We start from the raw sequence: 22,663 nt of genomic DNA on the forward strand, positions 1-22,663 counted from the left end.
TAGATAAGTTGAATGGTTTTTTTAATATATATCACAGACAAAAATTAAAGTTTTATATATAAAACTAAATATTATTAAATAGTTTTTATTGGTTATAAGCCCGTAGTTATTTTGAAACTCATTTGTAAATTTAAATAACACTATTGAAAAGAAGTGTATGTTTTTTATTGTGCTGAAAAATAGTAATTCTTTATTTTTTATAAATATTTTTTAAAAGCATTCATGAAAAATCCACAATTTGTAAAATGTTAAATAGGTCACACTTTTTTAGTATTGTGTGATTGGTTTTTAATTTTAATTATACTTTCCCACCTCGATATGGGACTATCCGATTATCAAAATGCTAAAAAAATGTGTTTTTTCATTGGTATATATCTTGCCTCTTAATTTATATGCTGCTCAAGTAGATGAATTGCGAGAGCAAGCTATTCACACTTACAAAACTGGGCAAACTCAACAAGCAATATTGCAATTAGAACAATTGCTAAATAAGTATCCACATGACCAAAAATTACTGGCTGATTATTTAGTTGTAATGTCAAGTGAAAAAAGAGATTTATTAACTTTTTCTCAGCATTTAGCAAATGTTAATTATGTGAATTTTCCAGAATATGGGCAAGTACCATTAATACGTAATTTTCGTGATTTTAAACACTTTAAAGATGCAATTGAGTGGTCGAATAAATTTAATATTCAAAAGACATCTGATGGGCAGATTTTATTAGCGGTTCTATATGCTGAGGCTAAAGACCCTGTAAATGCTAAGGTGCATTTATCAGGTATTAAGAGTAAAAATCTTACAGCTGATCAATTTGTTCAAATTGCTTATGCATATCGACTCATTAATTCACCTGTAGATGCTTTATCTGCAATCGAGCAAGCTTATCAACAGCAACCAAAATCTTTTGCGGTTTTGCAAGAATATAGTTACGACTTGGCGGCTGTAGGCGCTTATAAAAAAGCTCAGCAGTTGCTGCTTGCCAGCGATAAAAATGCGCAAACAGAATCGTTACAACACTGGTTAAAAGTCAGCGAGTTTTCTCAACGTGTAAATAACGCAATTACTCGCTATAAATATTTGAATCGGGAAGGCATGTCGGACAGTGAAGGCTTTGCCGAGCTTGATGCTGTGTTGAAACAAGGTGAGCAAATACAGCCTTTGATTCAACCGTCAGACCCTAATTATTTAAGATTTCATTATGACTATTTATATGCGTTGGACTTCCGTGGGCGTAGCCGTACGGTATTAGATGAATTTACTAAATTAAATGTACCGTTAGAAAAGCTACCGGCTTATGTACGTCATGCGATTGCTGATAGTTATTTAGCTGAAAGACAACCGAAGCAGGCTGAACTCGCTTTTAAAACCTTACTTACCGAAAAAAACTACTCAGATATGACGGTATATACGGGGCTTTATTATTCTTATATTGAACAAGAAAAATATAAACAAGCTGAACAACTTTTGAATGAAGTTGATCGATTGATTCCTACGTATAAATATAGCCAAGCCAAGGGAGTAGATAAATCAATCCATCCTGATCGTGATGATTATATTGCTTTACAAGGCATGCATTTAGCTTATGCAAATCATTTGGATCAATCAGAAAAGCATTTTCAAAAACAAGTAGATCTTGCACCTGCTAATGAAGGTTTAATTAACAACCTTGCTCGTGTTGAGCGTTGGAGAGATAAACCGTTACAGGCGAAGAAAACAATTGATCGTTTAAATGGCTTAACGCCAGTTGCTAAAGATACACGTATTAATCAAATGCAAAATGCTCAGGCTTTAGGAGATATTCCTGAATGGCGCAAAAGTACAGAAAGTCTTTTGCAATATTATCCTGAAGATAGCGGTGTAGTTAAAAGTCGAAAAGAGTTGGATGATCGTGATAGAGCAACCATCTCGCACTCAACGACTTGGGGTCAGAGTAAAGCAGAAAATAGCGATTCTGTGAGTGGGCAAAATGGCTTAAAAGATCGAGAAATGGAAACTCGTATTAATAGCCCTTGGATTAAAGACAATTATCGTCTATTTGCTTGGCATCAAGATCGTTATGGTGAATACCGTTTTGGTGATGTGCATGACCAACGTTATGGTGTTGGTGCTGAGTGGCAAGCAAACCGTAAGGCATTGTCGGCAATTTTGTCGCAAAGTACAGATGGTAGCCAAGCAGGTGCTCGTCTTGATTGGTCGCAATGGTTAAACGACCACTGGCAATATCAATTGCAATATGACAGTCAGGCTAATATTCCATTACAAGCAATTGATGCTGGTGAGGATGGACAAGCTTACCGTGCTGCTTTGACATGGCAAAAAGATGAGTCACGCCAAATTGGAGCGAGCTATGGCTTAACCGATATAAGTGACGGTAATAAACAACAAGAATTTTCTACTTTTTGGCGTGAGCGATTATTTGATGCGCCTCACCATATTACTTACGGAACCGTTCGTGGATTTTATGGCAGCAATAGCCAAGATCAGACTGCTTACTTTAGCCCAAGCAATCATTACAGTGCCGAGTTGAATTTAAGCCATGACTGGGTCACTTGGCGAGAGTACGAACGCTCATTTAAACAACATTTTGAAGCTGGAGTAGGGCTATATAAACAAGCAGATTACTCAGCTCGACCAACATACTCTTTGCAATATCAACATCAATGGCAGCTCTCACGGACTTGGCAACTTAATTATGGAATTGGTTGGCAATACCATCCATACGATGGTCATGATGAACAACATACCTACGGTATTTTCGGATTTGAAGGGCGTTTTTAATGAATAATATGATGTCAAAAATGTTGAGCTGTGTGTTTGCCTCAACGTTATTACCCGTACAATTTGCCTATGCCCGCATTGAAACTGAACTACCAAAAAACCATACGGTTTCTTTAACTTTTCATGATGTGCGAGATGATGTGCTCAAGGAAGGTGACCGCGATGTTTATGCGATTCAGACCAATAATCTGGCACAGTTTCTCGATTGGCTTAGTCAGTCGGATTGGAAACCGATTCGTCTAAAAGACATTGAAGAGGCACGTAAGCAAGGTAAAGAATTACCTCATAACTCTATTCTACTGACCTTTGATGATGGTGCTTTAAGTAGTTATAGCCGAGTATTTCCTTTGCTGAAGCAATATCAGATTCCAGCAGTTTTTGCTCTTCCAACAAGTTGGTTAAATGGTAATACAAAAGCGGGTTATGAAGCCTATGGTCAAGGTAACTTGGTGAACTGGGCTCAAGTTTGTGAAATGCAAGCATCTGGGTTAGCCGAGTTTGCAAGCCATAGCGATGATTTACATCATGGGGTATTAGCCAATCCTCAAGGCAATGAGCAACCTGCTGCTACTTCTTATTCTTATTTAAAATCGCAATCACGTTATGAAACCGATGCGGAATATCAACAACGTATTTTGCAGGATTTAAAAAAATCTTATGCAGTTTTGAAAAAAGAAGTAGGGGTTAATCCTAAAGCAATTATTTGGCCTTATGGCGCCGTGAATGAACAGTTAGAGAAGCTAGCACAACAGGCAGGTTTCCAGTTTTCATTCAGTTTGGGACGTGATGGTATGAATCGCGTGAGTGACTCAACTTTTAAGCGTAGCTTAGTCATTAATAACCCAACAGCCGAACAACTGACAGAAGGTATGTTAAATATTCTGAACTTTGAAGAGTCAGATTTATTTAAGCAGCCACGTCATTTTGTGAGTATGGATTTAAAGCAGTTAGCAGCGCAGCAAAATACTCAAACTGATGAAAAACTTGGGCAGTTGTTATCAAAACTGTATAGCTTAAAAAACAACGCTTTAATCTTAAAGCCTTTGGAAGACACAGATGGAGATGGACAATATGATGTTGCTTATTTCCCTACAAATAAAATGTCTGTTCAACAAGATATTTTAAATCGTAGTTTATGGCAGGCTCAAACTCGTGCAGGCCAATCTGTAATATTAGAATTGCCTGCTTATCCGCAAAAAGATAAACCATTTTTAGCTGTAGATTTGGCTAAAGATATTGCACGTTTCAATAGTAATTTAAGCGGTGTTCAGCTTAATGCAGGATCATCTTTAAATTGCGCAATGCAAAAAATAACCGTGCAAGAAAGCAGTTGCATTGAACAATCAAAACAGCTCGAACAACTGAGTGAACTGACTAAAGAAGCGGTCAAACCTTATTTAAATATGAGTAATCAGGCACAGTTTAGTTTATTGCTTACACCTGATTTAGATCATGTGGAAAATCTACCTGAGCTTATAAAAACGCTTTTAATGCAACATGATTTAGTCAATTTGAAGTTTGATGTGATTGGTAAGAAAAAACAATTTAATCAGTTGTTAACACTCTTAAATACACTTGATCAAAATGATAAGCAAAGAATAATGCTGACTTTAGTATTACCAGAAAATTCGCAAAAAAATGCTTGGGAAGAGGTTCAGCAAGGACTCTTTTCTATTCAGCGAGTAGGAATCCAGAAATTCGGTATTGATCGCTATGACTTTGAAAAATCAAAAGATGTTCATAAATATCTATATAATCCGCTTAGTCTGAATACTAGCCCTGTGATGTATCAGCCTTTTGCTGGATTGGTAGAGGGGAAAAAGTAATGAGAGTATTACTCGATATTCTGTTTGCTTTTGCCTTTTTATACCCTTTACTGATGGCTTGGACATGGATGGTAGGGGGACTTTGGTTTTTCTTTAAAAGAGAATACCGCGAACAAGCGCTTCCTGAACCTACAGGTGAAGGATGTAGTATCATCATTCCGTGTTTTAACGAAGAAGCGCAAGTACGCCAAACAATTCGTTATGCGTTACAAACCAAATATCCTAATTTTGAAGTCATTGCTGTTAATGACGGAAGTAGTGATAGGACCGCCGAAATTCTAGATGAATTGTCAGCGCAAGATTCACGACTTCGGGTTGTACACTTAGCAGAAAATCAGGGTAAGGCCGTAGCTTTAAGATCGGGAGTATTAGTTAGTAAATACGAATATCTTGTTTGTATCGATGGAGATGCGTTGTTGCATCCGCATGCGGTACTTTGGTTAATGCAACCATTTATTAACTTCCCGCGAATTGGTGCTGTAACAGGTAATCCGCGAATTTTAAACCGATCTAGTATTTTAGGAAAATTACAGGTTGGTGAGTTTTCTTCGATTATTGGTTTGATTAAACGTGCACAACGTACATATGGTCGTATTTTTACAGTATCAGGTGTGATTGCAGCATTTCGTAAAACGGCACTCGTTCGAGTCGGGTTTTGGTCTGACGATAAAATTACCGAAGATATTGATATTTCATGGAAGTTACAGCTCGACCATTGGGATATTCAGTATATTCCACAAGCACTTTGTTATATCTATATGCCTGAGACATTTAAAGGTCTATGGAAACAGCGTCTTCGCTGGGCGCAAGGTGGGGTAGAGGTTCTTATAGAATATATTCCACAAATGTTCAAACTGCGTGTTCGAAGAATGTGGCCGGTCATGATTGAGGCGCTAGTCAGCATTATATGGTCTTATGTGATGATCATGATCTTCACGCTATTTTTTGTTGGGTTATTTGTTGAACTGCCTCAGCAATGGCAGATCAAAACGCTTATGCCACAGTGGTACGGTGTAATACTAGGCGGAACATGTTTGATCCAGTTTTTAGTGAGTTTGTGGATTGATCATCGTTATGATCGAGGGCGTTTTTTTAGAAATTACTTTTGGGTGATTTGGTACCCGTTATTTTTCTGGTTACTGACTTTGTTTACAAGTGTTGTCGCGGTACCAAAAACTTTATTTAACACGAAAAAACGTGCACGTTGGGTAAGTCCAGATCGAGGCTTCCGTGGAGATAACCCATGAAACTTGAGGAAAATAAGGATATAGAGACTTTAGATATCCCTGAATATATTGATCAGCCGGAATATGTCAAAAATAAAACAGCAAACTATACATTACAAACCATTGGCTGGATTTGTTTAATGTGGCTGCTTTTCCCATTGGTTTCACTGTTTTTATGGGTTTTTGAAGGTCACTTAATTTATGATTACGTCTGGGTAGACCACTTATCAGAAGTTAAGACCTTATTACATTTAGCATTAATGATCGGAATTAGCGCGCTTATTTTAATTTTATGGGCAAGTTATAACTGGATTAGGTTTAGTGGTGAGGACCGACGTGCCAAAGCACCTAATAGTTCTGTAGAATTATTAGCGGCCCAATTTTCAGTTACTTCCGACATGCTAAATGATTTGCAAGAAAAACAGCGCATCATTTTGCATTACGATGATCATGGTAATTTGCAAAAATATGAGTAAATAAAAAAGCATGGCCTAAAACCATGCTTTTTTACTTTTATGGCATTGCTCTGATAATAATATCAACAGGTTGTTCTATACCATCCATGCTGTGAACAGATGTATTGGTAATTTTAACAATTGGCCATGTTTGCAATTTACAGTTGGGTTTCTGAAGTGCCGCATAATAACTGTCCGATTTAAAAAATACTTTTTTTGTGGTTGCAGTATTGGGAGTCAAAAGACGCTTAAGCCATGGTTCATTTACTTGAGTTTCTAGAAAACGTAATGCCAGAATGCTTTTAACACGATTGTTAAATAACCTGCGGTTTTTGATAATAAGTGGGTGGGTAATTAACTTATGCGTACCCATCTGACTATGGGGCAAAATAAAATGAGGGGTGATTTGGAAGACAGTCACAAATTTTGCTTGCTGGCAGATTTTTTCAAGATGAGTCACGCTATCTTGATTTGTACCAATAATCGCGACAGATGAATGTGAAAAGTCAAACTCTTTAATTGATGTTGAGGAAATCACTTGACCAGTAAAGTCTTCGAAATCTTGAGAGATATTCTGAAAAATTACTGATTTTGAAGTGTTATTTTTAATATTAATACTCATTTTCCAAAAGTCCTTTTGGTTTTTTAAATCATGATGTTTTTATCGTTTTAATATAAATAACCAAGCAGGAAGTTGGGGTAAAGTCTTTTCAGATAGATGGTCATCCCATACTCAAAATCAATTCAAGTATGGGAGCTTAAAGTAGAGTTTAATGTTCTGTTTTTACATTCATGAGTTGTGTAAAGCTTTCTAAACGTTTAGCTGTATCGTATACATCGCATGTAAAAATAAATTCATCAACATCGTATGTCGCTAATAACTTTTGTAAGCCAGAGCGAACCGTATCTACAGAACCAATTTGCGCCATTGCATAGAAGTTTTCGACAGAAAGTTGTTCTGCTGTATTCCATAATCCCTGCATTGATTCAACTGGTGGTTTCAGCTTCAAGCTTTCACCCCGGATTAAACCTAATACGCGTTGGTAAGCACTAGTTGCTAAAAATTGTGCTTCTTCATCTGTATCTGCAACAACAACAGGCACACCCATTGAAACATACGGCTTATCTAGGTACTCAGAAGGTTCAAAGTTCTCCCGATAAAGTTGAATCGCTTGACCTAACATACGTGGTGCAAAATGTGATGCAAATGAGTAAGGAAGTCCAAGTTTTGCCGCGAGTTGTGCACTAAATAGGCTAGATCCAAGTAACCAAACAGGAACATGGGTGCTTTGCCCTGGTGTTGCAATAATTTTTTGTCCTGCTTGAGGTACATCGAAATATTTTAAGATTTCGACAACATCTCGAGGAAACTGATCTTCTGTTTCTTGATGACCACGACGTAAAGCCCGCATGGTGAGTTGATCTGTACCGGGAGCACGGCCTAAACCAAGTTCAATACGATTTGGATATAAAGTAGCAAGCGTCCCGAACTGTTCTGCGACAACTAAAGGGGCATGGTTAGGAAGCATAATTCCCCCTGAACCTAAGCGAATATGCTGTGTATGTGCTGCAATAAAACCGAGTAAGACAGCGGTAGCTGAACTTGCGATTCCATCCATGTTGTGATGTTCAGCAAGCCAGAAACGTTCATAACCTAGTTTTTCTGCATGTTGTGCCAATTCTAATGCGTGACGTAATGAGAATTCGATGGTTTTATCATTACGAATAGGAGCAAGTTCCAAAATGGAGAACTTGGTATCTTGAAGTGATCGCATGCGATATTCTCGAATAAGGATATATCGAAATAATACGATATATAGGGTGTGATGTATATCGTTTTTTTTCGATATTGATTTTTAGCTATAAATAAAAAAGCACCCGAAGGTGCTCTTTTGATTTATCTGTGAATTAACGGTTTTTATACCAACCACGGTGTAAGCCATTGTCATGGCGACGGCTACCACCTTTATAATAACGACGGTCACCATCGTAATATCTGCGGTCATCACGATCGTAACGATCACGGTCATAACGGTCATCGTAGTTACGATCTTCAGCAACTTTACGACCTAATGCAGAACCACCAGCTGCGCCTACTGCTGCACCGATGTATCCACCGTTAGTACCGCCCATATTTTTGCCGACTGTATAACCAGCACCGCCACCTAAAGCACCACCAATTGCAGCTTCTGTACGATTACGACGATCACTTGCTGCAGCTGCGCCACCAGCACCACCTAAAGCAGCACCGATTGTTGCACCTGAGGTACCACCAATACTTTTACCAATCGCAGTACCCACTACACTACCTAAAGCAGAGGTTGCAGCAACACGTGTGCCATTGTCAGCATGTGCAACTGTTACCATTGAAGATGTTGCAATTAATGCACTAGCCAACCAAATATTCATTTTCATCGTAGAACTCCATGTCCTTTTTACTGGAAGGACAGTTATCTTTATCTTGGGGTAAATGTAATAAAAAATTTCGTGATAATTATGGAGAACCCCAAGGGTGATACAAGTGTTTTGTGTCTGTTTGTAGTGTTTGTATTAATTTGTGGATAAATCATGAGCATACGAAATATGAGTGTATAACTTCATCACAATAAAAAAGCACCCGAAGGTGCTTAAAATTGTTTCATCAGCTTAATTAGTGATGACGACGGTGTTTTTTCTTCCAGTGCTTAGAAGATCTGTCTGCATCACGGTCTTTAGAGATTTTATTACCCAAAGCAGAACCACCCGCAGCACCTAAAGCAGCGCCTACATAACCACCATTTGTACCGCCCATGCTTTTACCAACCGTATAACCAGCACCACCACCTAAAGCACCGCCAATCGCAGATTCAGTACGGTTACGACGATCGCTTGCAACAGCTGCACCACCAGCACCACCTAAAGCAGCACCAATTGTTGCGCCAGATGTACCGCCCATGCTTTTACCAATTGCAGTACCTGCTACGCTACCTAAAGCAGAAGCGGCTGCTACATGTGTTGTATTGTCAGCATGTGCCACAGTAACCATTGAAGTTGCGAGAACAGCGCTACATAACCAAGCATTTAATTTCATTTTTGACTCCGTGTCCCTAGTTGCAGGACCCTATATCTTTTGTTACGGCAAATGTAACAAAACACTTCTCCCCAAATATGGAGAACCATCTTTTGATTATTGCAGTTTAGTGTCTGGTTTGTATGTTTTCTATTAAAATAGAATATTTAATACTCATATAGATAAATTAAGCTTTATTTAGTTTTGACGGGGTTAGTCACGATCAGAACATAGAAAATTTATTAAAGCTCTTGTCGCAGACGACATATGTTTATGTTGTGCGTACAGTAAAGAAAAGGGCCGTGTGTGACCTGCATAACCCTCAAGTAGGGGCTGCAATTTTCCTTGCCGGATCTTTTCATTAACAATAAAGCTATAACTCTGACATATTCCTAATCCACTTTCAGCAAGAGAAACTACTCCCAAAATATCTTCTTTTACTAAAATCCGATTTGATGGTATCCATTGAATTTCATTATCACCATTTTTAAAAAACCATGGAGTGACCTTACCTGTGCTCGGTAATTCAAAGGCAATACATTGGTGATGGTTTAAGTCTTCCAAGGTTTGAGGAACACCCATACGTTTTAAATAATCGGGTGAGGCAACAAGTTGAAGAGGGGCAAGCTCCAAAGGTCTGGCAATGAGAGTGCTACTAGGAAGCTGACCTTGACGAATAGCTAAATCAAATCCTTCCGCAATTAAATCGACGTTTCGATTAGAAATACTGACTTCAATTTGAATATCTGGATATTGCAAAAGAAATTTTTGTAGTAATTCTGGAAGGCGATAGTGTCCATAGGTGGTGGGTACGCTTAATTTAATTTTGCCGGAAATTTGCAGTTGCTTACCTTGAATAGCACGCTCTGCATGGTCAATTAACTGAAATGCATGTTGCATCTTTTCATAATAAAGTTGACCAGCTTCAGTCAGGCTCAAATGACGGGTTGTTCTTCTAAAAAACTGAATGCCAAGTTTTTTCTCTAGCCGCGTAATTGTTCTACTAATGACTGAAGGAGTTGTTGCTAAATAAATTGCAGCTGCACTAATAGAAAGCTTCTCAGCCACAATTAAAAACACTTCAATATCGGCAAGATGGTCAAATTGACGAGACATTTTGTCCTCAAACGCAAAAAAGATTTGTAAAGGTGGTTGTTTATCTGCCTGATTGGCAAAAATAGAATATATCCATCCAAAATATAAATCCAGCAAATGGTTGGAATGAAGGTCGAATGATGAAATCTCTAAATAAAATAATGCTTGCAGTAGTTACTGCTTCAGCAGCATTCAGTGCAAATGCTGCTCATGTGTTAGTTGTGTTGTCTGATGAAGCCCAATTAGAGCTGAAAAAAGGCCATATTTTTAAAACTGGTTTTTATTTAAATGAATTGATGCAACCTACAAAAATGCTTTTAGATGCAGGCCATACAGTAACTTTCGCTACACCAAAAGGGAAAGCTCCAACCTTAGATGAATCATCGAATAATGCGATGTATTTTAACCAAGATGAAAAAGAATTAAAGCAATATGCAGATTTATTGCATGATCTAAAATTAACATCTGCTCAAGATTCTCCAGTTGTGAGCCTATCTCGTATTGAGCAAATTGGCGTAGGTCAGTTTGATGCTATTTATATTCCAGGTGGGCATGCACCTATGCAAGATCTATTAAAAGATAAACAACTTGGAAAAGTACTTACAGCTTTCCATAAAGCTGGTAAACCTACTGCGTTGGTCTGTCACGGTCCTATTGCGTTGATGTCTACTTTACCTAATGCCTCGGAAGTAGTTGGTCAACTAGAACAAGGTAAAACAGTCAAAACTGGCGAATGGATTTATAAAAATTATCGAATGACGGTGATTAGTAATCAGGAAGAAGAGCAGGCTAAAGCTTTATTAAAAGGTGGAGAAATGAAGTTTTATCCGCAAACGGCTTTACAGTCACTTGGCGGTAAGTATCAAAGTAATACTACTGCATGGACTCCAAATGTGGTGGTGGACCGTGAACTTATTACAGGACAAAATCCAGCGTCGGCTGTTTTGGTGGGCAAAACCTTATTAGAAAAATTAAAATAAGGAGGCTGGCAAAGAGGTTTTTTAAACAAAGCCTCTATTGTCATATAGAGGGAAAATATAACTTATTATTTTCTACAGAACAGCCAAATTATAGGCAAGTAATAAATCTTATTCGAAATCATTATATTTATACGCCTCTACTTATTGGGAAAGTTGATGAATTGGCTGATTATATATGTCATTTAAGCAGCATAATCTGTAAACTATGCGCTATTTTTACGATTTTGCTTATCTTCTATACTTACATAGCCTTCGATAAGCTTTTTGGACTTTGAGATATTTCCTCTTATGAAAGCGTCACTCCGTTTACGACTTGATCAACTCTGTGATCGACATGAAGAACTTACTGCATTGCTTGCAGATGCTGAAGTGATCTCCGATAACAAACGTTTCCGTAAATTGTCTCGTGAACATAGTGATTTATCTGAAATTACCGAAGTTTGGGGCAAATACCGTCAAGCAGAAGAAGATATTGAAACTGCTGAAATGATGAAGTCGGACCCAGACTTTAAAGATATGGCAGAAGAAGAAATTCAAGCGAATAAAGTATTGCTTGAAGAACTAGAAAGCCAGCTCAATATCTTGATGATTCCAAAAGATCCAAATGACTCTAATGCTGCGTATTTAGAAATCCGTGCTGGAACAGGTGGTGATGAGGCTGCAATTTTCTCTGGTGATTTGTTCCGTATGTACAGCAAATATGCCGAGACACAAGGCTGGCGTATCGAAGTCCTTTCTGAAAATGAAGGCGAGCATGGTGGCTTTAAAGAAGTTATTTGTCGTGTAGATGGTGATGGCGTTTATGGTCGCTTAAAGTTTGAAAGTGGTGCTCACCGTGTACAACGTGTGCCAGCAACTGAATCACAAGGTCGTGTGCATACGTCAGCGTGTACAGTTGCGATCTTGCCTGAAATTGATGTTGATACTAACGTTGAAATTAATCCGGCAGATTTGCGTATTGATACTTACCGTGCTTCAGGTGCGGGTGGTCAGCACATTAACAAAACCGATTCGGCCGTGCGTATTACTCACATTCCAACCGGTACAGTAGTTGAGTGTCAAGAAGAGCGTTCACAGCATAAAAACAAAGCTAAGGCGATGGCATTGTTAGTATCGCGTTTAGAAAATGCAAAACGTGCAGCAGCCGACGCAGCAACTTCTGAGATGCGCCGTGATTTGGTTGGTTCTGGTGACCGTTCTGAACGTATCCGTACTTATAACTACCCACAAGGGCGTATGACGGACCATCGTATTAACCTGACTTTATATAAGTTAGATACAATTATGGAAGGTGATTTGACTGAATTGCTCGATAGCTTACACCGTGAATATCAGGCAGATCAGCTTGCGATGCTTGCACAGGAAAATGGCGGCTAATGAATATTGCTCAAGCGCTTGCAATTCGTGGTGAGCCTGACAGTTATGAACGGCAAGAAAATGCTTGGTTACTTGAGCATTTTCTAAAAATCAATTCGCTTGAATTAAAGTTTAGACTTGAGCAAGAGTTAACTGCCCAACAAGAGCAAGATTACTTGGCTGGTCTTGAACGTATCCAAAATGGTGAGCCTTTAGCTTATGTGACGGGTTCACAGCCATTTTGGACGCTCGATTTAAAAGTAACATCTGATACTTTAGTGCCACGTCCGGATACTGAGGTTCTAGTTGAAACCGTTTTAAATCTAAATTTGCCAAATACTGCAAATATTGTTGATTTGGGAACGGGAACAGGTGCAATTGCGCTTGCATTAGCAAGTGAACGTCCAGATTGGCAAGTCACGGCAACTGATATTTATGCGCCTACTTTAGAAGTCGCAAAAGAAAATGCACAAGTTCATAATTTGCAACGTGTGAAATTTGCCTGCGGCGCTTGGTTTGATGCACTTGAACCACAAAAGTTTGATTTAATTGTTTCTAATCCGCCGTACATCGACCCTGAAGATGAGCACATGCAAGCTTTGGCAACAGAACCACGCCGTGCATTAGTTGCAGACCATCAGGGACTTGCTGATATTGAAATTATTATTGCTCAAGGGAAAAACTGGTTAAAACCACAAGGCTGGATTGCACTAGAGCATGGTTATGATCAGGGACAAGCTGTTCGAGATATTTTCACAGAGCATGGTTTTAGCCAAATTAAAACTATTCAAGACTATGGCCAAAATGATCGAGTCACTTTGGCATGCTGGATTTAAAATTACTTTTGTAGTGTATCCCGCCAACGTAATAACCAGTTTTCAATAAGTTTCATTAAGGTATCGGTCATTTTACCCAATAGGGCTAATAAAATAATTGCAATGATAACAATATCTGGTCGAGACGTTTCTCGGCCATCACTGAGTAAGTAGCCAATCCCTTGAGTGGCTGCAATCAGTTCAGCTGCAATCATAAACATCCACGATAAGCTTAAGCTGTTGCGTAAACCCGTTAAAATGCCGGGAGAGGCTGCTGGTAAAATAATAGATATAATCCGCTGAAAAGCATTAAGCCGATAAACTTTTCCAACTTCAATGAGCTTTTTATCTACATTATGAATTGCTGCAACTGTATTGGTATAGGTTGGAAAGAATGCTCCGATTGCAATCAATGTAATTTTAGACCCTTCGTCAATTCCTAACCAAAGCAATAACAGTGGAATCCAAGCAAGACTTGGAATTGATTTAATTGCTGAAAAAGTTGGTTCCAAATAAGCTTCTGCTTCTTTACTTAATCCAACCCAAATCGCAAAAATTAAACCTAAACCGCTTCCTATAATAAAGCCCAACAGAACACGCCATGTACTAATATAAATATGGGCAAACAGGTCACTATGAGCTAAATCTAAAAAAGATTGCCATAAACTAGACGGTGCAGGGAGTAGATAAGCATCGATATAGCCATTTCTGACTAAAAACTCACAAGCCGTTAAAAAGATAAGTGGAATGAGTAGCGCTTTAAACCACCGTGTAAATTTATGGTTTAGATGCTTTTTCTGAGATTTTGAAGCCTGCTGAGCTAAGAAGTGATTTAGCTCAGCTTTGTTAAGTAAATCACTCATATACTATTTCACGACTTTTTGAGCAAAACGTGGGTCTAGCAACTGATCAACCACTTGATTGACGTTGGTACCTTTTCTAACCAAGTCTTCTTCTGTCAAAATTTTCCCAGAACGTTTTAGCGCTTGTGCTTGAGTTGCTGATGGAATGCTTTGATCGAAGTTGGTTCGGCTCAGTTGTAGTTTAGCCACAGGTAGAGGAAGTTTTGATTCTTGAGCTAAAAGTGCTGCCACTTTATCTGGATTGGCTTTTGCCCATTTTCGGGCTTGTTCGTAGGCTTTAATAACGGCTTCTACCGCTTCAGGGCTTTGCTTTGCAAAATCTTCTTTAACGCTCAGTACACTATAGCTATTAAATCCAACATTACGATAAAGCAATTTGGCACCCGATTGAATTTGAGCAGAAGCCATTAATGGATCAAGTCCAGCCCAAGCATCTACTTGACCACGCTCTAATGCAGTCTTGCCGTCTGGATGTTGTAGATGAACCAGTTGTACATCACGTTTACTTAAGCCTACAGTGTCTAGTGCTTGTAGTGTAAATAAGAAAGGATCTGTTCCTTTGGTGGCTGCAATTTTTTTACCTTTTAAATCTTTCAGGCTTTTAATTGGTGAATTTTTTGCGACAACAAGCGCGGTCCATTCTGGTTGGCTTTGTACATAAACAGTTTTAATTGGACTACCATTCGCTCGACTTAATACAGCAGCTAATCCAGCGGTAGAAGCAAAATCGATGCTGTTACTGTTGAGATATTCTAATGAGCGGTTACTACCTTGACTAAAAACCCATTTAATTTGGGTATTTGGCAGTGCTTTTTCGAGAAGTTTTTGATCTTTAACGATTAAACTGGTTGGTGCATAGTAAGCATAATCAAGTTTAAGTGTAGTCGGAATTGCTGCAAAAGCAGATGAAGCAAATACAAACCCCAATGTTGATGCCAACAAAGTCTTTGGTAGAGAAAATTTTGATTTTAAATACATGATAAAAATAAAACCGAAATGAAATAGGAGATCATCCTTTCACGTGTTTAGAGGCTTATAAACTTAGTTATTTTGATTTATAAATCAGTTTGAAAGATAAAAGTTTGAATAAAATGATAAATCACTGTTTTTACGACCATTATTAAATTTTAAATAATGCGTTTATCTGAAATATTGAATTTAAAAGACATAAATATCATAAGCTTAAACCCTAATACCTTACGCTTCATTGAGTGTGGATTTTATTACTTGTGTGCAGTTAAATTATCTCGATACGCACCTGGGCTGACACCTGTCCATTTTTTAAAAGCACGGTGAAATGCACTTGGGTCATGGAAGCTTAAATCTTCACTAATATCTTGAATTGAGTCATTCGTTTTGCTTAAGCGTTCAACAGCAATATCACAGCGGATTTCATTTTTAATTTGTTGATAGCTTACACCTTCATGTTTCAGTCTACGTTGAACGGTGGCTTCTGAAATATTGAGTTGCTGAGCTACATCTTTAAGTTCGGGCCATTGTGCAGGGTGGAGTTTCAATAAATGGCGACGAATAAGTACACTCAGGGCATTTTCATTTTTAAAGCGAACTAAAAGATTTTGCGGAGTTTGCTCTAAAAAATCATAAAGCGCTTTTTTATCTTTTTTAATTTTAATATCTAAATAGTGGGCATCGAACTCAACTCGATTTATCGCAGCATTAAATTGAATATCTTCACCAAAACGTACTAAATAGTCCTGAATATCGTTCGGTTTAGGACAACGTACCATAATAGTATTTAAACCAATTCGCTGGTCTACCAACCAGCACATAAGTCCGTGTACTAATATTAAAAAGGTTGCGTAGGTAAACATGCGTTTAGGCTGTTCACGATCATGAATCACTAAATAAGCTTTGTCTTGCTCTCGAATGAGTTCTCCATGCATGTCATCTAGAACAAAGTTAAAAAACTTCAAAATATCGTAGAGTGCTTTTTCTAAAGTTTCAGCCGTACTGACGAGTTTAGTCAGTAATTTATAGCTTCCACGACGCATGGGGTGGCTATCCATCCCAAAAAACTCATCGTTCATGGCATTGGCAAGCTCTATCCACAATTGGGCATAGGTTGTAACAGGCACACGTGCCTTTGGCGACATCAGTAATTCAGCGGGGATGCCTGCTTTATTTAGAATTATTTGTGTATTTAGGCCTTTGGCATAAGCCGCACTCAGTGCTTCATGTACTAGTGCAATCGAAATTGTGCCTTTACTTAAAGAAGATTGGACAACCATGTCAAAGACTCATATTTTCTTCATATATTTCAAGTGAAATACTACATATTTAAAATTTGGATTGATCAAAAGCTGCAAACATTTTGAGGCTTTTTGAAATTGTATCGGAAAACAACAACTTTTACTCTCACTACTAAGTTTAAAGAACATTTTTATAGGACATTACATAATGAAAATTCAAGGGAAACATTTCGTAATTACAGGTGGTGGCTCTGGTTTGGGTGCTGCAACAGCTGAGTATTTAGTCCAGCAAGGTGCTTCAGTTACCTTGGTAGACATGAATGTAGAAGCAGGCGAGCAACAAGCAAAACAGTTGGGGCCAAAAGCTGACTTTGTAAAACTTGATGTGACCGATGAAGTTGCTGCTGAACAGTTCTTTAAGGATGTTTTGACAAAACATGGTCATTTGCATGGTTTGGTGAACTGTGCCGGTATTGGCCCTTCTGCGAAAGTAGTTGGTCGTGAAGGCGTACATGACTTGGCATTATTTTCAAAGACTTTAAATATTAATGTTACAGGTACATTTAACATGCTGCGTTTTGCAGCAGATGCAATGAGTAAAAACACGGTTGAAGAAGGTGAAGAAGACCGTGGCGTCATTGTTAACACTGCATCTGTGGCGGCATTTGATGGTCAAATTGGTCAGGCTGCGTATTCAGCATCTAAAGGCGCTATTGTTGCGATGACATTGCCAATTGCTCGTGAGCTTGCGCGACATGCTATTCGTATTATGACCATTGCACCGGGAATTATGGAAACCCCAATGCTTAAGGGTATGCCACAAAATGTACAAGATGCTTTAGGGCAAATGGTGCCATATCCATCTCGTTTAGGAAAACCAGAAGAGTTTGCTCGTTTGGTGGCACATATTGCTGAAAACTCTTACTTAAATGGTGAAGTCATCCGTCTAGATGGTGCAATTCGTATGGCAGCAAAATAATAAAAATAAGGATGCTGAAATGATCTTAAATGCTGAACAAAGTATGGTTCAGGAGATGATGCGTAACTATGCGCAAAATCAGTTAAAACCAACTGCTGCACATCGCGATAAAACTCATGAATTTCCAGCTCAGGAACTCAAAGATTTAGGTGCACTAGGCGCTATGGGGATGACTGTGCCCGATGAATGGGGCGGTGCCGGAATGGACTATGTATCTTTGGTACTCGCAATTGAGGAAATTGCCGCAGGCGACGGTGCTATTTCGACAATCGTAAGTGTACAAAACTCATTGGTTTGCGGTATTACACTGGCGTACGGTTCGTATCAGCAAAAACAAACCTATTTGCCAAAATTTGCCTCTGGCGAATGGCTGGGATGCTTTTGTTTAACTGAGCCACATGTCGGTTCAGATGCAAGCGCGATTTTATGTAAAGCCGAGCGAGATGGCGACTATTGGATGCTTAATGGCGTAAAGCAATTTATTACCAGTGGTAAAAATGCCCAGGTGGCTTTGGTGTTTGCGGTCACAGATAAACAAGCTGGTAAAAAAGGGATTTCGTGTTTTCTTGTACCTACCAATACACAAGGTTACTTGGTCACTCGTATTGAAGATAAAATGGGCCAACATGCTTCAGATACAGCGACCATTACTTTTGAGGACTGCCGAATTCCTTTAGAAAATTTGGTGGGGCAAGAGGGTGAAGGTTATAAAATTGCATTATCTAATTTAGCGGCTGGACGTATTGGTATTGCTGCTCAATCGGTAGGTATGGCAAGAGCGGCTTTTGATGCAGCGGTGCAATATGCAAATGAGCGTAAAGCCTTTGGAGTCGAATTAGTTCAGCATCAGGCGGTTGGTTTCCGTTTAGCCGATATGGCGACCCAGATCGAAGCTGCGCATCAGTTGGTTTTGCATGCTGCAACTTTAAAAGATGCTGGGCTGCCTTGTTTAAAAGAGGCCTCAATGGCAAAGCTATTTGCGTCTACTATGGCTGAGCGAGTATGTTCGGATGCAATCCAGATTCATGGTGGTTATGGCTACGTGAGTGATTTCCCTGTAGAGAGAATTTATCGTGATGTTCGTGTAAGCCAGATTTATGAAGGTGCTTCTGATATTCAACGCTTGGTGATTGCTCGTGAAGTGGCTCAAGTTTAAGTATTAGATTTTAAAAAATGTCGTTGACTGCAAAAAACCGCAATTGTTATGCGGTTTTTTGCAATTAAATGAATCTCGCTTTTTAATGATTAAATTTGAGCTTTGACTTCCTCACCAATCAAATAAAAAGTTCCACCTGCAATATAGTGCAGGCTGCGAAGTTCTTTCGGCGCATCTTGAAAGTGCCAGTGCCCATCTCTAAAAACGCGGCTATCTGCCCATGCACCTACAACAGAACCAATAAATAAATCATGAGCTGATTGATTATGCGGTTCAGGAATAAGTTTACATACAAGCCATGCGACGCAATCTGCTACAAGTGGGCTCGTAAGACCTTCTTGATAGAATAGCTCAACACCGCAATGCTCAAGTTTTTCTGGATCATCCAATTTACTAATGGTTCCAAGTTGATGAGTCAGATCGAGCTGTGCATAGCAAGGAACTTGTAAGGTGAAATAACCACTTTGCTCAACGAGCTGTCGGGTTTTAGTGCTTTTGTCGAGAACAACGGACACTTTGGCAGGCTTGAATTCTAAGGCACATGCCCATGCGGCAGCCATTACATTACGGTCGTCACCATGTTGCGCGGAAACAAGGACAGTCGGACCATGATTTAACAAACGATAAGCTTTTTCTAACTCTACAGGTGCAATATATGATTGCGTCATATTTAGCCTAAGTAATACAGAAAACAGATAGCCTTATTGTTGCAGAAAGTGTGAAAGAAGTAATGTGATAGGGTATTAACCGAATAAAAAAGTTGTTTCCATTTTATAGCTTTCATAATGATTAACTTAGTCATAAAATCACTTGGCTTCTAAGTGAAAGGATTAACGCGTGACCGAGCTTCAAGATATCGATTTTGTAGAGTTAAGTGATGAAGAAATGCATCTCTATAGCCGTCAGATTTTACTTGATGGATGGGATATTGAAGCTCAGGAAAAACTCAAACTTGCTAATGTGCTGATTGTAGGTGCTGGCGGAATAGGCTGTTGCAGTGCGGAGTTACTAGCGCGAGCAGGGGTTGGGAAAATTACACTGATTGATGCAGATACGATCGAGATAAGTAACTTACAACGACAAATCGCATTTGGTCATGAAGATATTGGACGTTATAAAGCTGAAGTTTTAGCTAAACGTTTACAGAAAATTAACCCTTATATCTGTGTTGAATACTATAACGAACGGTTAGACGAACATAACATTGATAGACTTGTTGAACACCAAGATGTGGTTTTAGATGGCTGTGATAATTTTACAACTCGCTATTTGGTAAATGCAGCTTGTAAGAAACATCAGGTCGCATTAATTAGTGCTTCAGCAATTGGTTTTCAGGCACAAATGTTTATGGTTGAAGGTGATTCAGCTTGTTATGAATGCCTTTTCCCAAAAGAACAACATGCCAATGAGGGGCTGCGCTGTGCAGAGTCAGGGGTACTGGCAACTACTCCTGTAATGATAGCGTCATTACAAGCGCATCACACTTTGCTGTATTTAGGTTTAAATCGTGTACCTTTAAAACAGAAACTATTATTGTGGGATGGTTTAAATATGACACAACGTATTGTTAGTTTTGATAAAGATGTAAATTGCCCACTTTGTCAGGCAAGCTAATCAGTAAATGAAACAAAATTTGCTACACTCAACCTGAATGATTTGGTTTTGAAGAAATATGAAAAAAAATATTTTGTTTGATGGGCTGCGTTCAGTCGCCCGCATTGGTGAAACAGCAGTGGTTGCGGCCAAAGCTGGAATTAAATACGCAACTGAAAAACCAAGTAATGCCAAACTCATGCGAGAGACTTTTGAGTCACTTGGTTCAACTTATATTAAGCTTGGTCAGTTTATTGCGAGTACGCCATCGCTTTTCCCACGAGAATATGTAGAAGAATTTCAAGGTTGTTTAGACCAGACACCAACACTACCATTTAGTTATATTCAAGGTGTGCTTGCATCTGAGTTTGAAGGACGCGATTTAAGTCAAATTTTTAGCTATATCGATGAAAAGCCATTAGCTTCTGCATCAATTGCTCAGGTTCACGCAGCTAAACTGACGACAGGTGAAGATGTTGTTATTAAAGTACAAAAGCCTGGTGTTGAAACCATTTTATATACAGACTTAAGTGTAGTGCATTGGGCTGCCAAGCTGCTCGAACGTGCTGTACCAAAGATTAAATTTGCTGCTCTTTCTGAAATTGTAGATGAAATTAAAAGCCGTATGGTCCGTGAAGTCGATTTCATTGAAGAAGCACAAAACTTAGATGATTTTGTGGAATATCTTAATATTTCACAAAATAAAGCAGCGACAGCGCCTAAAGTTTATCATCAGTTTTCTACGCGCCGTGTTTTGACCATGCAACGCCTATATGGTGTGTCTTTGACTGACTTTAGTGTCGTAAAACAATATGCTAAAGATCCATCGCAAGTACTGATTACTGCCATGAATACATGGTTTGGTAGTCTCATGCTATGTAAGAGTTTCCATGCGGATTTACATGCTGGGAACCTAATGTTGCTTGAGGATGGGCGTATTGGTTTTATTGATTTTGGTATCGTCGGTCAGTTAAAACCTGAAGTTTGGACTGCATGTATTGCATTTATGGATGCCTTACAAAAAACTGATTATCAGGCAATGGCTGAAAATATGCTGAAAATGGGTATGACCCATAACAAAATTGACGTTCAGGTGTTGGCTCAAGATCTAGAGCGTTTGTTTAATGGCGTATTAATGGCCGATCCGCAACAGATATTGTCTTCAAATCCAGCCGATTTAAATGACATTATGATGGATATGGTCGGTGTAGGTGAGCGTCATGGGATTAAATTCCCACGTGATTTTGCTTTATTATTTAAGCAAATGCTTTATTTCGATCGTTTTATGCGCGTACTCGCACCATATACTGATATTTATGCAGACCAGCGTTTGAAAATGGTTCAAAATATGGAACCTGCTTCGTTGTTAAAGCACTAAGGTCAGTTTAAATTTATGGATGCCATTATTATTGAAGGCTTGAAAGTTGAGACAGTGATTGGCTGTTTCAACTGGGAAAGACAAATCATTCAACCTTTAATGTTGGATTTAACCATCCATAATGATTTGAGCCGAGCAGCAGAGTCTGACAAGCTTGAGGACACACTCAACTATGCCCAGATTTGTGAGTTATCGGCTCAAGCCATTCAACAAGCAAAACCAGAATTAATCGAGCATGCAGCACATTTGGTTTTACAATGTTTGTTTGAAACCTTTCCATCAATTGAAAAAATTACCATAACCATCCGTAAGCCAGCCATCATTGCAGAAGCAAATGCTGTAGGAATTCGTCTTGAACGCACCAGAAACAATTTTTGCGCTCGCCCTAGCGAGTAATTTAGACGCAGATCAGCACTTTACTTTTGCTTATACGCAATTGGCAACTTTGGGGAAAGTGCAGTTTTCATCTGTTTATCAAATTCCATGCCGAGATGGTATTGGAGATGATTATTGGAATTCAGCATGTCTATTAAAAAGCACTTTATCGTGTGATCAAATTGAATCTTTTTTAAAGAAACTTGAGTCAGATTCGGGGCGAGTTCGTCCGTCGCATCATATTTCTTTAGATGTAGATTTGATTGCATGGGGAAGTGATCTGGACCATATGCAATTTAATTCTAAAAAGCTACCTTTGGCACTCGATGTAAAAATTCCTTTATATGAACTTTGGCATTGTGAAACCTTAAAGGCTGATAGCATGATTTATCCAGTCGTTAATTTTAAAGTTTAATACCCTTCAAACTAAATTTTACGCAAACTTTACGCGGCCTTTGAGTTTCTCAATAGAGAATTTACAAGCATTTTATCCATACTGAAATCCACTAAATTAGTGTTACTTCAGGA

The 22,663-nt window shown here is 38.7% G+C and carries 22 protein-coding genes; 13 read left to right on the plus strand and 9 right to left on the minus strand.

Features of this window, described 5'->3' with window-relative positions; all coding sequences use genetic code 11:
• The first annotated feature begins 340 nt into the window (after nucleotides 1-340).
• The 4 genes from pgaA to pgaD are packed head-to-tail and all read left to right on the plus strand — an operon-like array spanning nucleotide 341 to nucleotide 6,307.
• Nucleotides 341-2,779, plus strand: coding sequence for a poly-beta-1,6 N-acetyl-D-glucosamine export porin PgaA (pgaA, locus tag AAC388_RS06460; RefSeq protein WP_342371350.1), 2,439 nt, complete (start codon nucleotides 341-343; stop codon nucleotides 2,777-2,779).
• Complete coding sequence (gene pgaB / locus AAC388_RS06465; protein WP_342371351.1) at nucleotides 2,779-4,605, plus strand: poly-beta-1,6-N-acetyl-D-glucosamine N-deacetylase PgaB; 1,827 nt, start codon at nucleotides 2,779-2,781, stop codon at nucleotides 4,603-4,605. Before pgaA ends, pgaB begins: the two co-directional genes overlap by 1 nt.
• Nucleotides 4,605-5,852: a poly-beta-1,6-N-acetyl-D-glucosamine synthase gene (gene pgaC, locus AAC388_RS06470; protein ID WP_032004705.1), complete on the plus strand. Its 1,248-nt coding sequence runs from the start codon at nucleotides 4,605-4,607 to the stop codon at nucleotides 5,850-5,852. Before pgaB ends, pgaC begins: the two co-directional genes overlap by 1 nt.
• Nucleotides 5,849-6,307, plus strand: coding sequence for a poly-beta-1,6-N-acetyl-D-glucosamine biosynthesis protein PgaD (gene pgaD, locus AAC388_RS06475; RefSeq protein WP_005073598.1), 459 nt, complete (start codon nucleotides 5,849-5,851; stop codon nucleotides 6,305-6,307). Before pgaC ends, pgaD begins: the two co-directional genes overlap by 4 nt.
• A gap of 37 nt (nucleotides 6,308-6,344) precedes the next feature.
• Here pgaD and AAC388_RS06480 read toward each other — a convergent pair whose 3' ends face one another.
• The 5 genes from AAC388_RS06480 to AAC388_RS06500 all read right to left on the minus strand — a co-directional run bounded on the left by AAC388_RS06480 (nucleotide 6,345) and on the right by AAC388_RS06500 (nucleotide 10,451).
• Entirely contained in the window at nucleotides 6,345-6,908 is a 564-nt protein-coding gene (locus tag AAC388_RS06480) for a flavoprotein (protein ID WP_068563422.1), read from the minus strand.
• Nucleotides 6,909-7,056: 148 nt separating this feature from the next.
• Entirely contained in the window at nucleotides 7,057-8,061 is a 1,005-nt protein-coding gene (locus AAC388_RS06485) for an LLM class flavin-dependent oxidoreductase (protein ID WP_005068512.1), read from the minus strand.
• Between the two features lie 133 nt (nucleotides 8,062-8,194).
• Nucleotides 8,195-8,701 carry a hypothetical protein gene (locus AAC388_RS06490; RefSeq protein WP_002119687.1) on the minus strand — a complete coding sequence of 169 codons (507 nt, stop codon included), beginning with the start codon at nucleotides 8,699-8,701 and terminating at the stop codon, nucleotides 8,195-8,197.
• A gap of 235 nt (nucleotides 8,702-8,936) precedes the next feature.
• Nucleotides 8,937-9,356, minus strand: coding sequence for a glycine zipper 2TM domain-containing protein (locus AAC388_RS06495; RefSeq protein ID WP_005068514.1), 420 nt, complete (start codon nucleotides 9,354-9,356; stop codon nucleotides 8,937-8,939).
• Between the two features lie 192 nt (nucleotides 9,357-9,548).
• Entirely contained in the window at nucleotides 9,549-10,451 is a 903-nt protein-coding gene (locus tag AAC388_RS06500; RefSeq protein ID WP_078221098.1) for a LysR family transcriptional regulator, read from the minus strand.
• A 119-nt stretch (nucleotides 10,452-10,570) separates the two neighbouring features.
• Here AAC388_RS06500 and AAC388_RS06505 point away from each other — a divergent pair, with 119 nt between their 5' ends.
• The 3 genes from AAC388_RS06505 (at nucleotide 10,571) to prmC (ending at nucleotide 13,602) form a co-directional block, all read left to right on the plus strand.
• A complete protein-coding gene (locus tag AAC388_RS06505) occupies nucleotides 10,571-11,410 on the plus strand; it encodes a type 1 glutamine amidotransferase domain-containing protein (protein ID WP_262448006.1) in 840 nt (279 codons plus the stop codon).
• A gap of 288 nt (nucleotides 11,411-11,698) precedes the next feature.
• The gene (prfA, locus tag AAC388_RS06510; protein WP_342371352.1) at nucleotides 11,699-12,787 is read left to right on the plus strand and encodes a peptide chain release factor 1; all 1,089 of its coding nucleotides are present in this window, start codon (nucleotides 11,699-11,701) and stop codon (nucleotides 12,785-12,787) included.
• A complete protein-coding gene (prmC, locus tag AAC388_RS06515; protein ID WP_262447812.1) occupies nucleotides 12,787-13,602 on the plus strand; it encodes a peptide chain release factor N(5)-glutamine methyltransferase in 816 nt (271 codons plus the stop codon). The genes prfA and prmC overlap by 1 nt, the downstream gene beginning before the upstream one ends.
• A gap of 2 nt (nucleotides 13,603-13,604) precedes the next feature.
• Here prmC and AAC388_RS06520 read toward each other — a convergent pair whose 3' ends face one another.
• The 3 genes from AAC388_RS06520 to AAC388_RS06530 all read right to left on the minus strand — a co-directional run bounded on the left by AAC388_RS06520 (nucleotide 13,605) and on the right by AAC388_RS06530 (nucleotide 16,693).
• Nucleotides 13,605-14,444, minus strand: coding sequence for an ABC transporter permease (locus AAC388_RS06520; protein WP_342371353.1), 840 nt, complete (start codon nucleotides 14,442-14,444; stop codon nucleotides 13,605-13,607).
• A gap of 3 nt (nucleotides 14,445-14,447) precedes the next feature.
• The gene (locus AAC388_RS06525) at nucleotides 14,448-15,422 is read right to left on the minus strand and encodes an aliphatic sulfonate ABC transporter substrate-binding protein (protein ID WP_075383991.1); all 975 of its coding nucleotides are present in this window, start codon (nucleotides 15,420-15,422) and stop codon (nucleotides 14,448-14,450) included.
• A 245-nt stretch (nucleotides 15,423-15,667) separates the two neighbouring features.
• Nucleotides 15,668-16,693, minus strand: coding sequence for an AraC family transcriptional regulator (locus AAC388_RS06530; RefSeq protein ID WP_262447814.1), 1,026 nt, complete (start codon nucleotides 16,691-16,693; stop codon nucleotides 15,668-15,670).
• A gap of 169 nt (nucleotides 16,694-16,862) precedes the next feature.
• Here AAC388_RS06530 and AAC388_RS06535 point away from each other — a divergent pair, with 169 nt between their 5' ends.
• A complete protein-coding gene (locus tag AAC388_RS06535) occupies nucleotides 16,863-17,633 on the plus strand; it encodes a 3-hydroxyacyl-CoA dehydrogenase (protein ID WP_262447815.1) in 771 nt (256 codons plus the stop codon).
• A gap of 19 nt (nucleotides 17,634-17,652) precedes the next feature.
• Entirely contained in the window at nucleotides 17,653-18,789 is a 1,137-nt protein-coding gene (locus tag AAC388_RS06540) for an acyl-CoA dehydrogenase family protein (protein ID WP_342371354.1), read from the plus strand.
• A gap of 89 nt (nucleotides 18,790-18,878) precedes the next feature.
• Here AAC388_RS06540 and AAC388_RS06545 read toward each other — a convergent pair whose 3' ends face one another.
• Nucleotides 18,879-19,457, minus strand: coding sequence for a flavin reductase family protein (locus AAC388_RS06545; protein ID WP_174748209.1), 579 nt, complete (start codon nucleotides 19,455-19,457; stop codon nucleotides 18,879-18,881).
• 169 nt (nucleotides 19,458-19,626) lie between these two features.
• On the opposite strand from AAC388_RS06545, the gene AAC388_RS06550 reads away from it, so the two are divergent.
• Genes AAC388_RS06550 through AAC388_RS06565 form a run of 4 tightly spaced genes read left to right on the plus strand, consistent with a single transcriptional unit; the run spans nucleotide 19,627 to nucleotide 22,550 of the window.
• Nucleotides 19,627-20,403 carry a HesA/MoeB/ThiF family protein gene (locus AAC388_RS06550; protein WP_342371355.1) on the plus strand — a complete coding sequence of 259 codons (777 nt, stop codon included), beginning with the start codon at nucleotides 19,627-19,629 and terminating at the stop codon, nucleotides 20,401-20,403.
• 58 nt (nucleotides 20,404-20,461) lie between these two features.
• Complete coding sequence (locus AAC388_RS06555; RefSeq protein WP_002119658.1) at nucleotides 20,462-21,760, plus strand: AarF/UbiB family protein; 1,299 nt, start codon at nucleotides 20,462-20,464, stop codon at nucleotides 21,758-21,760.
• A gap of 15 nt (nucleotides 21,761-21,775) precedes the next feature.
• Nucleotides 21,776-22,156, plus strand: coding sequence for a dihydroneopterin aldolase (folB, locus tag AAC388_RS06560; protein WP_069030260.1), 381 nt, complete (start codon nucleotides 21,776-21,778; stop codon nucleotides 22,154-22,156).
• On the plus strand, nucleotides 22,113-22,550 hold the full coding sequence (locus AAC388_RS06565; protein WP_023896504.1) for a 2-amino-4-hydroxy-6-hydroxymethyldihydropteridine diphosphokinase: 438 nt from the start codon (nucleotides 22,113-22,115) through the stop codon (nucleotides 22,548-22,550). The genes folB and AAC388_RS06565 overlap by 44 nt, the downstream gene beginning before the upstream one ends.
• The last annotated feature ends 113 nt before the right edge of the window (nucleotides 22,551-22,663 follow it).

Origin of the sequence: Acinetobacter sp. D009, from assembly GCF_038562025.1 — a bacterium.
In the GTDB taxonomy this organism is placed as follows: Bacteria; Pseudomonadota; Gammaproteobacteria; order Pseudomonadales; family Moraxellaceae; genus Acinetobacter; species Acinetobacter pittii.

Excerpts from the sequence above, each read along its gene's own strand:
- pgaA (WP_342371350.1), top strand. The coding sequence starts at position 341 with ATGCTAAAAAAATGTGTTTTTTCATTGGTATATATCTTGCCTCTTAAT.
- pgaB (WP_342371351.1), top strand. The coding sequence starts at position 2,779 with ATGAATAATATGATGTCAAAAATGTTGAGCTGTGTGTTTGCCTCAACG.
- pgaC (WP_032004705.1), top strand. The coding sequence starts at position 4,605 with ATGAGAGTATTACTCGATATTCTGTTTGCTTTTGCCTTTTTATACCCT.
- pgaD (WP_005073598.1), top strand. The coding sequence starts at position 5,849 with ATGAAACTTGAGGAAAATAAGGATATAGAGACTTTAGATATCCCTGAA.
- AAC388_RS06480 (WP_068563422.1), bottom strand. The coding sequence starts at position 6,908 with ATGAGTATTAATATTAAAAATAACACTTCAAAATCAGTAATTTTTCAG.
- AAC388_RS06485 (WP_005068512.1), bottom strand. The coding sequence starts at position 8,061 with ATGCGATCACTTCAAGATACCAAGTTCTCCATTTTGGAACTTGCTCCT.
- AAC388_RS06490 (WP_002119687.1), bottom strand. The coding sequence starts at position 8,701 with ATGAAAATGAATATTTGGTTGGCTAGTGCATTAATTGCAACATCTTCA.
- AAC388_RS06495 (WP_005068514.1), bottom strand. The coding sequence starts at position 9,356 with ATGAAATTAAATGCTTGGTTATGTAGCGCTGTTCTCGCAACTTCAATG.
- AAC388_RS06500 (WP_078221098.1), bottom strand. The coding sequence starts at position 10,451 with ATGTCTCGTCAATTTGACCATCTTGCCGATATTGAAGTGTTTTTAATT.
- AAC388_RS06505 (WP_262448006.1), top strand. The coding sequence starts at position 10,571 with ATGAAATCTCTAAATAAAATAATGCTTGCAGTAGTTACTGCTTCAGCA.
- prfA (WP_342371352.1), top strand. The coding sequence starts at position 11,699 with ATGAAAGCGTCACTCCGTTTACGACTTGATCAACTCTGTGATCGACAT.
- prmC (WP_262447812.1), top strand. The coding sequence starts at position 12,787 with ATGAATATTGCTCAAGCGCTTGCAATTCGTGGTGAGCCTGACAGTTAT.
- AAC388_RS06520 (WP_342371353.1), bottom strand. The coding sequence starts at position 14,444 with ATGAGTGATTTACTTAACAAAGCTGAGCTAAATCACTTCTTAGCTCAG.
- AAC388_RS06525 (WP_075383991.1), bottom strand. The coding sequence starts at position 15,422 with ATGTATTTAAAATCAAAATTTTCTCTACCAAAGACTTTGTTGGCATCA.
- AAC388_RS06530 (WP_262447814.1), bottom strand. The coding sequence starts at position 16,693 with ATGGTTGTCCAATCTTCTTTAAGTAAAGGCACAATTTCGATTGCACTA.
- AAC388_RS06535 (WP_262447815.1), top strand. The coding sequence starts at position 16,863 with ATGAAAATTCAAGGGAAACATTTCGTAATTACAGGTGGTGGCTCTGGT.
- AAC388_RS06540 (WP_342371354.1), top strand. The coding sequence starts at position 17,653 with ATGATCTTAAATGCTGAACAAAGTATGGTTCAGGAGATGATGCGTAAC.
- AAC388_RS06545 (WP_174748209.1), bottom strand. The coding sequence starts at position 19,457 with ATGACGCAATCATATATTGCACCTGTAGAGTTAGAAAAAGCTTATCGT.
- AAC388_RS06555 (WP_002119658.1), top strand. The coding sequence starts at position 20,462 with ATGAAAAAAAATATTTTGTTTGATGGGCTGCGTTCAGTCGCCCGCATT.
- folB (WP_069030260.1), top strand. The coding sequence starts at position 21,776 with ATGGATGCCATTATTATTGAAGGCTTGAAAGTTGAGACAGTGATTGGC.